Genomic DNA, 11,151 nt, shown 5'->3' on the forward strand with positions numbered 1-11,151 from the left:
CTGTTTGTAAAAAGGGTGCTTCAGGTTTCCCCGTCAGCACCCATATGTTCCGTATTTTTTGCATACGTACTGCTATGCACTTTCTGATTTTCTTTCTTCCTGCTGAAGCAGTGGTGTGTTCTTTCCAAGCACCGCTTCTTTCGTAATTCTGCAGTATTTCAGACTTTCATCGGATGGTGCATGATACATGGTATCCATCATCACATTCTCCATGATCGCACGCAGTCCTCTCGCTCCGGTATTACGCTTCAGTGAAGTATCTGCGATTGCCTCCAGCGCATCCTGGTCAAATTCCAGATCCACACCATCCAGTTCCAGCAGTTTCTGATACTGTTTTACAATCGCATTTTTCGGCTCTGTTAGTATCCGGATCAGCGCCTCTCGATCCAGCGACTCAAGCGCAACCGTAACCGGAACACGTCCTACCAGCTCCGGTATCAGACCGAATTTCACAAGATCCTGCGGAAGAATCTGTCCGAGAAGACGATCGATATTATATTCATGCTTTCCTGCGATTTCCGCACCGAAACCAATCGATTTCTTATCCAGTCTCTTTTCAATGATCTTATCAATTCCTTCAAACGCACCACCACAGATGAACAGGATATTGGTCGTATCGATCTGGATCAGTTCCTGATGTGGATGCTTTCTTCCGCCCTGCGGCGGAACATTGGCGATCGTGCCTTCCAGAATCTTAAGGAGCGCCTGCTGAACGCCTTCACCGGAAACATCCCTTGTGATGGAAGGATTCTCCGATTTTCTCGTAATCTTATCAATCTCATCAATATAAATGATTCCATGCTCCGCACGTTCGATATCACCGTCCGCAGCCTGGATTATTTTCAAAAGAATATTTTCTACGTCTTCGCCGACGTATCCAGCTTCAGTAAGAGCCGTTGCGTCAGCTATGGCAAATGGTACATTCAGGATCTTTGCCAGTGACTGTGCAAGAAATGTCTTTCCGCATCCTGTCGGACCTACCATAAGAATGTTACTCTTCTGCAGTTCCACGCCCAGGTCCTTCTCTGCCATAATTCTTTTATAATGATTATAAACAGACACAGACAGAACCTTTTTAGCTTCCTCCTGTCCGATCACATAGTCGTCAAGAAATTCTTTGATTTCTTCCGGCTTCAATAAATTGATATCTTCGTATTTTTCGCCTTCGTCATACTCCAGCTCTTCCTCAATGATCTCGGCACAGACATCCACACACCTGTCACAAATATACACTCCGTTCGGTCCGGCAATCATTTTGCGCACCTGAGCCTGTGTTTTATTACAGAAGGAACATCTTACGACATCATCATATCTGCCTGCCATATTTTCACCTCACACAATTCATACAAATCTCATATCCTGCCCCTAATCGGGCAAACTCTCCCGGTTTTTAAATTTAGAAATGGGAATGCCCGGTTCTGCGAACATTCCCACTTTCACTACCGGCTTGTCACAACCTTATCAATCAGTCCGTAAGCCACAGCTTCTTCTGCAGTCTTCCAGTTATCTCTCTCTGTATCTGCTGCAATCGTCTCATAGCTCTGGCCTGTATTCGCTGCCATCAGCCTGTTCATTCTTTCTCTGATCTGCAAAATATGCTTTGCATTAATCTCAATCTCAGTTGCCTGCCCCTGTGCTCCGCCTGACGGCTGATGAATCATAATCTCGGCGTTCGGAAGAGCAAAACGTTTGCCTTTGGTTCCTCCTGCAAGAAGAAATGCTCCCATACTTGCCGCCATTCCCATGCACATTGTGGACACATCACATTTCACATAATTCATTGTATCATAGATGGCCATTCCGGCTGAAATAGAGCCGCCCGGGCTGTTAATATAGAACTGAATATCTTTGTCCGGATCCTCCGCTTCCAGGAAAAGCATCTGTGCAACGATCACGCTTGCGGATGCATCATTTACTTCTGTGTCAAGGAAAATAATTCTTTCCTTTAAAAGTCTTGAATAAATGTCGTAAGAACGTTCTCCACGGCTTGTCTGTTCAATGACATAAGGTACTAAACTCATGTACACGCCTCCTGATTCTTCATTACCACTGCCGGTCGCAAGATGCAGCCAGCATTATAATACTCATTTATTTTACTACGGCATTCTCTACAACGAATGTAATCGCATCCTGAACTGCCATATCCAGTTTCATCTGTTCTTTTTCTCTGTCGCCCATGTATTCTTTCAGCTTATCAACTTCCATTCCGTAAGCTTCTGCCATCTTGGCAACTTCCTCATCCAGTCTCTCATCGGAAACTTCGATGTTCTCAGCACTTACGATTGCTTCGAGAACCAGTCTTGTCTTGATTCTCTTCTCAGCCTGCGGACGCATCTCTTCTGTCATCTTATCAACAGTCATTCCTGTGAACTGCATATACTGTTCAAAGGTAAGTCCCTGCTGCTGCAGTCTCTGAGCGAAATTATCAAGCATCTGTCTTGCTTCAGTCTCGATCATTGCTTCCGGAAGGTCCATCTCAGCATTTGCGATAATCGCATTCACTGCCTGGTCTTCCTGAGCTCTCTTGCCTGTGCTTTCTTTTTCTTCTCTCAACTTCTTCTCAACGTCAGCCTTGTATTCTTCCAGTGTATCAAATTCAGAAACTTCAGATGCAAATTCATCATCCAGTTCCGGAAGTTCTTTTGCTTTGATCTCATGAACGGTACATTTGAATACTGCATCTTTGCCCTTCAGATCTTCTGCATGGTAATCTTCCGGGAAGGTTACCTTAACTTCTACTTCCTGTTCCGGTTCAACGCCGATCAGCTGCTCTTCAAATCCCGGAATGAAAGAACCGGAACCGATGGTCAGAGGATAGTTCTCTCCTTTTCCGCCTTCAAATGCAACACCGTCAACAAATCCTTCAAAATCAAGAACTACTTCATCCTTATCCTGAACCGGACGTCCTTCTACTGTAATGGTTCTTGCATTCTTGTTCTGTTCTTCTGCCAGCTTCGCTTCTACTTCTTCAGCTGACACTTCTGTTGAGAAGCTGTCTACTTCGATTCCCTTGTACTGTCCAAGCGTTACTTCCGGCTTAACAGCTACTTCTGCGGTGAAGATAAATGCTTTGCCTTTCTCGATCTGTGTTACATCGATCTTCGGCTGAGAAACAATATCCAGTCCGCTTTCATCATATGCTTTTGCATATGCTTCCGGAATCAGTGCATTGGCTGCATCATCATAGAAGATCTCCGGTCCGTACATTTTTTCAACCAGCTGACGCGGGACTTTGCCTTTACGGAATCCAGGAATGCTGATCTTTCCTTTCTGCTTCTGATAAGCTTTCTGAAGTGCTCCTTCCAGTTCTTCTGCGGAAACTTCAATCGTAAGCTTTGCCATATTGTGTTCTAATCTTTCAACTTGTAAACTCATTACCATTTCCTCCTAATATATATATGTGAAAAGTCGGACAGACTTATCTACATTACACTCATTTTGATAGTATAGCATGTATTCTACAGTTTATCAAGTGCTAAAATCCTTACGATAAAGGTATTTATCTCATCTTCATCCATGGAAAGAGAGTCTCTCCCTTCTTTCGTGACGGTAAATGTATAAGTCTCCTTTTCCAGATAATCCATTTCGATATAAGATTCCTTCAGCAGCTCATATGAATTTATCAGATATTCACTCATCATCGCCTGCTGAATCTCCTCATCGGTTCCCTCATACTTTCCATTTTTTGCAGCCTGTTCGATCCGATCTGTCTCCTGCTGCAGTTTCGGAATAAATGTCGTAAATACATCGACCGGTTCATACTGTACTTCGACCTCAAATATGCTTCCGTTTTTTTTCTTTCCCTCGCCAACCTGATAACGCATCGCACGAAAAATCTCTTTTACAAGATAAGCATACGATTCCGTAAGTGTCTGCTGCGAGTCATCTGTCCCGGTCAAATAGTTCTCCACAAATGCCGTGATACCGTTTTCATACATTTCTTCAAGCTCCTTGTCGGAAGCTTCAATGAACTGTTTTGCGCCTTCCTTCTCTCCCTGAAAAATGAGATCCAGATCAGCCTGCACATAAGCTGACGCATCCTCTGCATTTTGGGAGCATCCTGTCATTCCCGAAGCCAGTACACAGATCAGCATAATCACAGCCAGACATCTGCGTTTGTAGCCTTTCATCTATTTCCTTCCTTCATATACGATCTGCTTCGCAATTTCATCCGCCTTCTCACGCCCACGAAGTACCTCCACAAGTGCAAATGCGAAATCCAAAGAAGCGCCCATTCCACGTCCCGTAATCACATTTCCATCGATCACTGCGCCCTCGGCAACCGTCTCTGCCCCCACAAGCCCATCTTCCATAGATGGATAGCATGTAGCTTTCTTTCCCTTCAGCAATCCCATTCCTCCGAGAATCGTCGGGGCAGCACAGATCGCGGCAAGATACTTTCCTTCCCGGGCAAATTGCACGATCAGTTTTGCCAGTTCCTTATGCGCTCCAAGATTTCTGGTGCCCGTAAGACCACCGGGAAGTACCAACATTTTTGTCTCAGAAAAATCTGCTTTTTCAAATTTCTTGTCTGCCTTCACAAGAATTTTATGAGAACCTGTTATCTTCTTTTTTTCCATAACAGAAACTGTCTCTACACTGATTCCGGCTCTGCGCAGGACATCCACAACAGTCAGACCTTCAATTTCTTCAAATCCATCTGCGAGAAATACACAAACTTCACTCATCTTTTAAACCATCCTTTCCGGAAATAACACTCATAATTCATACTCAACACTTAGATTCTAACAGACGCCTTCAAAAAAAGCAATTCCTGCTCTTGTAAAGTTCCTCATATTTCTTTATACTATTATTAAGCATCATGTGACGGGATCTGATCCGCCGCACGATCAGCAAAGGAGTTTAATCTGTTATGGAAATCGAAAGAAAATATCTGGTCAGAGAACTTCCCGATGATTATGAGCGCTACCCACATCGCTCACTGGAACAGGGATATCTCTGTACAGATCCGGTTGTTCGTGCCCGCAGGGACGGGGATGATTACATCTTGACCTACAAGTCCAAAGGCTTCATGGTCCGCGAGGAATACAACCTCCCACTTACCAGGGAGTCCTACTTACACCTTATTTCGAAGGCTGACGGCCGCCTCATTTCAAAAGAGCGCTATCGTATTCCTTTTGACGAGTCACTTACGATTGAGCTGGATGTCTTTAAAGGTGATCTTGCGCCTCTTATTCTTGCAGAAGTAGAATTTCCGGATGAAGCTTCCGCGAATTCTTTTGTACCACCTGCATGGTTTGGCGAAGATGTGACATTCCGGAAAGAGTATCATAACAGCTTTTTAAGCAGTCAAGATAAAGCGCAAATTATGTAATATAAATGTTACATATCAATTTTCGTTACATTTTGTTGCTTACCACCATTTTCAGTATAAAAACTGATATACTTTTGAGTATGAGCGGGGATTTCAGGGGAACGGAGGTAAATCTGGCAATGCCTAACATTCAACTTTCTAAGAATTTGCGGACGCTTCGCAAAGCACATCATTTGACACAGACACATCTAAGCGAAATACTGAATATTTCGAGACAGGCCTACTCTAATTACGAAAACAATAAACGTACTCCCGATTTGGATTCTTTGATACATCTGTCTCAACTTTATCAGGTGAGTCTGGATCAGCTTGTGAATTTTAATATTGGCAGCAAAATAAAAAAAGGCATAATACCTGTTGTTTCTGCCATGGATATAGCAGCCAAAAATACATTGTATCTGACTGATTCAGAAACAAATCTGGTTATGAAATTTCGTGACCTTCCTTTTAACAGTCAGAAAGTGGTGCTCGGTTTTCTCGATTCGCAAGTGGCACATAAGTAGAAGAGGCTCTGAGCCAAAAAGCTCAGAGCCTCTTATTCTTTTCTTTATACGATTCAATCTTATATTCAGTGATACCCCGGAATAAATTAGTCTTCCAGACCAAATCCGTCATGAACGGCGATCAGCGCTTTATCCGCATCTTTTTCATCAATCAAAACGGTAATCCGGATCTCTGATGTAGAGATCATGTTGATATTGATATTGGAATTACAGAGTGCTTCAAACATGGTCGCTGCCACACCCGGATTGCTGAGCATACCTGCACCGACAATTGAAATCTTTGCTACCTTCTCATTATGTGTAATCTCCTGAATCGTCAAGGCATCTTTTCTCGCTTCCAGAACTTCCAGCGTCTCCTTCAGATCATCCTGTGAAACCGTAAAGGAAATATCCTTCGTTCCTTCCCGTCCTACAGACTGCAGAATAATATCGACATTGATATTATGTCTAGCCAGTAAATTAAAAATTTTAAATGCAGTTCCAGGTTTGTCTTCAATTCCGATCACTGAAACACGTGCTGTATTTTTATCCGCCGCAACGCCGGTAATTAACATTTTTTCCACTTTCACTACCTCCTTGACCACGGTTCCCTCTTCTGTATTCAGGCTGGACCGTACTACCAGTTCTACACCGTATTTTTTCGCCATCTCCACCGAACGGTTATGCAGGACCTTAGCTCCTGAAGTAGCAAGCTCCAGCATCTCATCGTATGTAATCTCTTCAATCTTTCTGGCATTTGGAACCACTCTCGGATCCGCTGTATAGACACCGTCAACATCTGTATAAATCTCACATTTATCCGCATGCATCGCTGCCGCCAGAGCAACGGCCGTTGTGTCGGATCCTCCTCTTCCGAGCGTGGTATAGTCATCGTATTTATTCACACCCTGGAATCCGGTCACGATCACGACCTTCCGGTTCTCCAGTTCGTGGCGGATGCGATCCGTGTCGATTCGTTTAAATCTTGCATTACCGTTTCTTGAAGTGGTATGCATCTGCACCTGAAATGCATTCAGTGAAATAGCCGGAACCTGCAGGAACTGCAGCGCCATTGCCATCAATGATACCGATACCTGCTCCCCTGTAGTGAGAAGCATATCCAGCTCTCGTTTTGACGGGTACGGGTTGATCTCGGCTGCCTTCTCCAAAAGTTCATCCGTCGTATCTCCCATTGCAGAAAGTACCACAATGACATCATTACCCATCTGATACTCTTCTGCGCAACGTCTGGCAACATTAAAAATACGCTCTTTATCAGCGACTGAGCTGCCACCAAATTTCTTTACTACCAGCATAATTTCCTCCTACTCTCCCAGCAAGTGATCGATCAGCCGGAAACCTTCTTCCCATACGATTCCACTTACCCTGGCATTCTTCTCATTATATGTATCCAATCCGTTTACTTCTTTCGTGCTGTCATATAGCAAATACGGAACCGGATCTCCTGTGTGTGTCCGAACTCGGATCGGTGTCGGATGATCCGGGAGAATCAACAGACGGAAATCTTCTCCGGCTTTTTCAAGCCCTCTTACGATTACATCAATGACGTTCTGATCCAGATTTTCAATGGACTGGATCTTTTTCTCCATGCTGCCCTGGTGTCCCATTTCATCCGGGGCTTCCACATGAACATAAGCGAAATCATATCCATCTTCTGTAAGTGCCTTCACCGCTGCCTGCGCTTTACCCACATAATTCGTGTTCAGACCGCCGTTCGCACCTTCTACGATGACACGGTCCATACCGGCACCCACGGCAATTCCTTTCAACAGATCCACCGCAGAGATCATCACGCCTTTTTTACCGGTCTTTCCTTCAAAAGAAGTCAGTGCCGGACGTGTTCCTGCTCCCCAGAACCAGGCAGAGTTGGCCGGGTTCAGCCCTCTCTTTCTGCGTTCCACATTCAACGGATGGTTTTCCAGAATGTCATAACTTTTCTTCATCATTTCACGGAGGATCTCTTCTTTCGGAAGATACTCGCCGATCTTTCTGGTCAACACATCATGTGGCGGAGTGAGTTCCACAACTCTGCCCTGCTTCCAGATCAGCAGATGACGATAGCTGGTTCCGACATAGAATTCAAACCCTTCTTTTTTCAGCCCTTCCTTTACAGCCTCCAGAAGGATGGCCGCATCGGCCGTACTGATCTCATCGGAGCTGTGATCCAGAATGGTACGATTCTCGTATTCGGTATCCTCCTCGGAAAGTGTTACAAGATTACAGCGGAACGCCACATCATCCGGCTCCATGTCCACGCCAATGCTGAGTGCTTCCAGCGGCGATCTGCCTGTGTAATATTTCCTCGGGTCATATCCCGCCACTGCAAGATTCGCCGTATCGCTTCCGGGTGCCATTCCAACCGGAACCATTCTCGCAATCCCCTGCTCGGACTTCGGCGCAAGCGCGTCCATTCTCGGCGTTCTCGCAGCTTCCAGCGTCGTTTTCTGCTGCAGTTCTTCCAGCGGTTCACCCGCCATACCATCACCTAATACAATCACGTATTTCATATCTAGCCCACCTCTCCAAAGTTGTCTTATTCTCCTACTCGTATCATATGCAGAATTTCTTCATAAGAATCTGCTTTCCTCTCATAGCATCCTTCTGTCATAACCGGTGTCACAAATCCAAACTCACCTGTCAGGCCTTCCGGCTGTACAAAAGTTACATCACCGAAATCTGCCAGGATTCGATTCTGAAGCTCCTCTTTATTTCCTGCCATTCTTACAAGAAATCTTCTGGATGTATCCCTGCGGTCTTCAAGCTCAAGCTTCTCTCCGGTCCAGAAGTTCATCACATCCTTATCCTGGTTCAAAGCAGCCGCAATCACATCCGCAACTACTGCACTTGCTGTTGGGAGCTTTCCTGCGCCGCTACCGTAGAACATCGCATCTCCAAGCATATTACCTTTTACAAATACAGCATTAAACACATCATTCACACTGTAAAGCGGATGCTCTGCCGGAAGCATCACCGGTGCCACACATGCCGACAAACGGTCTCCTTCTCTCTTGCATTCCGCAATCAGCTTGATCGTCATTTTCATTGCCTTTGCATACAGCATATCTTCCACTGTAATCTTGCTGATTCCTTCTGTGTAAATCTCTTCAAAATCAACCTGTTTCCCGGAAATAATGGAAGACAGGATCGCAATCTTACGGCATGCATCGTACCCTTCTACATCAGCGGTTGGATCTGCCTCTGCATATCCATTCGCCTGAGCTTCTTTAAGAACAGTTTCATAATCGGCTCCCTCGTAGAACATCTTAGTCATCATATAGTTAGTCGTACCATTTAAGATTCCTGCAATTTCTTCAATCTCATCAGCTGTAAGTGAGGATCCGAGCGCTCTTAGGATCGGAATACCGCCTCCTACACTTGCCTCAAAAAGGAAATTAACATGATTCTTACGCGCTGTGGCGAGAAGCTCCGATCCATGCTTTGCCACTAAAGCTTTGTTTGAAGTAACGACACTCTTTTGGGCCTGAAGAGCCTTGCTTACAAATGTATTGGCAGGTTCCACTCCTCCCATCACTTCCACAACAATCTCAATTTCCGGATCATTCAGGATTACATTGTAATCATGTATGATTTTTTCCTGAATCTTCTGTCCCGGGAAATCCCTGAGATCCAGGACATATTTCACATCGATCTCTCTGCCTGCTCTCCTGGTGATCAGATCCCGGTTCACTTCCAGGACTTCCACAACGCCTGAGCCGACAGTACCATAACCTAATACTGCTATTTTCATATCCACTCTACTCCCTGCCAACAATTTTCAAATAATGCACGCCTTCGTGCTGTTCCAGCTCATCCACCATGTCCGACATATTACCGGTACCGGCCAGCACCTCCACGCTGAGCGTAATTGTCGCCACCCCGTTGATCGGAATACTCTGATGAATCGTCAGGATATTCGCTTTATACTCTGCCACCTTCTGAAGCAGTTCCGCCATTACCCCCGGTGTATCATCAAGCTGGATGACCATCGTGACCGTCTGGCCCTTTTCATTCTCATGAAAGGGGAAAATATCATCTTTGTACTTATAAAATGAGCTCCTGCTGATTCCGATCTCATCGGTGGCCTCCTGAATGGTCATTCCCCGATTCGTAGCGAGAAGTCGTTTGGTCTCCACCACTTTCAGAAGGACTTCCGGAATTGCTTTTTTCTTCACCACAAAGTATTTTGTCTTATCCATGATTGCTCCTTTGCTTCAGATATGCATTGATAAACGGATCAAGTTCTCCGTCAAGGACTGCATTTACATTTCCGTTTTCTTCTCCGGTCCTGTGATCTTTCACAAGTGTGTACGGCTGCATAATATATGACCGTATCTGACTTCCGAAATTAATGTCTCTTACTTCTCCCCGGATGTCAGACATTTTCTCTTCCTGCTCCTGCTTTTTCAACAGATACAGTTTTGCCTTTAACATCTGCATGGCTTTGTCCTTATTGAAAAGCTGTGATCTCTCATTCTGACACTGAACCACGATTCCTGTCGGAAGATGTGTGATTCTCACAGCCGATGATGTCTTATTGATATGCTGTCCACCCGCACCGCTCGAACGGTAGGTATCGATCTTTAAATCATCATCATTGATCTCAATATCTATATCATCTTCAATATCCGGTATCACATCGCAGGATGCAAAAGAAGTCTGTCTTTTGCCCGCAGAATTGAAAGGAGAAATTCTCACCAGACGGTGTACCCCTTTCTCCGATTGAAAATACCCATAAGCATTTTCGCCATTCACCTCAAACGTAATACCCTTTAATCCGGTAATATCACCGTCCTGATAATCCAATACCGTGATGCTGAACCCCTTGTCCTGAGCATATCGGGTATACATTCTGTACATCATATTTGCCCAGTCACAGCTGTCTGTTCCGCCGGCTCCCGCATGCAGTGTCACGATCGCATTGCAGCGGTCATATTCTCCGGACAGCAGCGTCCGGATCCGAAATGCTTCAAATCCTTTTTCAAACGCTTCCAGATCTTTCCGGATCACAGGAATCATCTCGGCATCCTCCTCTTCGTCTGCCATTTCCATCAGCATGACAATGTCATCATAAGATGCCGACATCGCTTCTGCTTCTTTGACAAATTCCTGGAGTGATTTCAATTCTTTCATAACCTTCTGAGACTCTTCTGCATGATCCCAGAACCCCGGTTCTTCTATCTTTCGTTCCAGTTCTTCGACCCTCTGCTTCTTTCCAGGCAGGTCAAAGTGAATCCCTCATTTCCTTCAGCGGTTCCTCATACGCATTTAATACGGTTTTAAATCCGTCTAATTCAACCACAATTTCACCTCTAT

The 11,151-nt window shown here is 45.0% G+C and carries 12 protein-coding genes; 2 read left to right on the forward strand and 10 right to left on the reverse strand.

The features are described 5' to 3' along the window. Positions 1–72: 72 nt before the first annotated feature. The 5 genes from clpX to ACTNBR_RS01780 all read right to left on the reverse strand — a co-directional run bounded on the left by clpX (position 73) and on the right by ACTNBR_RS01780 (position 4,688). Entirely contained in the window at positions 73–1,323 is a 1,251-nt protein-coding gene (gene clpX, locus ACTNBR_RS01760) for an ATP-dependent Clp protease ATP-binding subunit ClpX (RefSeq protein ID WP_427807354.1), read from the reverse strand. A gap of 116 nt (positions 1,324–1,439) precedes the next feature. Further along, the gene (gene clpP, locus ACTNBR_RS01765) at positions 1,440–2,021 is read right to left on the reverse strand and encodes an ATP-dependent Clp endopeptidase proteolytic subunit ClpP (RefSeq protein ID WP_427807356.1); all 582 of its coding nucleotides are present in this window, start codon (positions 2,019–2,021) and stop codon (positions 1,440–1,442) included. A 67-nt stretch (positions 2,022–2,088) separates the two neighbouring features. After that, complete coding sequence (gene tig, locus ACTNBR_RS01770; protein WP_427820209.1) at positions 2,089–3,375, reverse strand: trigger factor; 1,287 nt, start codon at positions 3,373–3,375, stop codon at positions 2,089–2,091. Positions 3,376–3,458: 83 nt separating this feature from the next. After that, positions 3,459–4,130, reverse strand: a complete 672-nt coding sequence (locus tag ACTNBR_RS01775) for a hypothetical protein (RefSeq protein WP_427807359.1) — start codon at positions 4,128–4,130, stop codon at positions 3,459–3,461. Next, positions 4,131–4,688 carry a DJ-1 family glyoxalase III gene (locus ACTNBR_RS01780; protein ID WP_427807361.1) on the reverse strand — a complete coding sequence of 186 codons (558 nt, stop codon included), beginning with the start codon at positions 4,686–4,688 and terminating at the stop codon, positions 4,131–4,133. Between the two features lie 185 nt (positions 4,689–4,873). On the opposite strand from ACTNBR_RS01780, the gene ACTNBR_RS01785 reads away from it, so the two are divergent. Both ACTNBR_RS01785 and ACTNBR_RS01790 read left to right on the forward strand, forming a co-directional pair. After that, positions 4,874–5,335, forward strand: coding sequence for a CYTH domain-containing protein (locus ACTNBR_RS01785; protein ID WP_427820210.1), 462 nt, complete (start codon positions 4,874–4,876; stop codon positions 5,333–5,335). A 119-nt stretch (positions 5,336–5,454) separates the two neighbouring features. After that, positions 5,455–5,838: a helix-turn-helix domain-containing protein gene (locus tag ACTNBR_RS01790; RefSeq protein WP_441025698.1), complete on the forward strand. Its 384-nt coding sequence runs from the start codon at positions 5,455–5,457 to the stop codon at positions 5,836–5,838. A gap of 86 nt (positions 5,839–5,924) precedes the next feature. On the opposite strand, the gene ACTNBR_RS01795 is transcribed toward ACTNBR_RS01790, so the two are convergent. From ACTNBR_RS01795 to prfB, 5 genes are all read right to left on the reverse strand, one after another. Further along, on the reverse strand, positions 5,925–7,133 hold the full coding sequence (locus ACTNBR_RS01795; protein WP_441018083.1) for an aspartate kinase: 1,209 nt from the start codon (positions 7,131–7,133) through the stop codon (positions 5,925–5,927). Positions 7,134–7,142: 9 nt separating this feature from the next. Continuing rightward, positions 7,143–8,345, reverse strand: a complete 1,203-nt coding sequence (locus ACTNBR_RS01800; protein ID WP_427807369.1) for a cofactor-independent phosphoglycerate mutase — start codon at positions 8,343–8,345, stop codon at positions 7,143–7,145. A gap of 26 nt (positions 8,346–8,371) precedes the next feature. Next, complete coding sequence (locus ACTNBR_RS01805) at positions 8,372–9,586, reverse strand: homoserine dehydrogenase (RefSeq protein ID WP_441018085.1); 1,215 nt, start codon at positions 9,584–9,586, stop codon at positions 8,372–8,374. A gap of 7 nt (positions 9,587–9,593) precedes the next feature. Further along, on the reverse strand, positions 9,594–10,037 hold the full coding sequence (locus tag ACTNBR_RS01810) for an ACT domain-containing protein (protein WP_427807455.1): 444 nt from the start codon (positions 10,035–10,037) through the stop codon (positions 9,594–9,596). Further along, a protein-coding gene (gene prfB, locus ACTNBR_RS01815; protein WP_427807372.1) for a peptide chain release factor 2 occupies positions 10,027–11,137 on the reverse strand; the annotation gives its coding sequence in 2 pieces (ribosomal slippage) (positions 10,027–11,061 and positions 11,063–11,137; 1,110 coding nt in all). Before prfB ends, ACTNBR_RS01810 begins: the two co-directional genes overlap by 11 nt. Positions 11,138–11,151: the final 14 nt, after the last annotated feature.

The organism is Bariatricus sp. HCP28S3_F11, assembly GCF_052065395.1.
GTDB lineage: Bacteria > Bacillota > Clostridia > Lachnospirales > Lachnospiraceae > Allocoprococcus.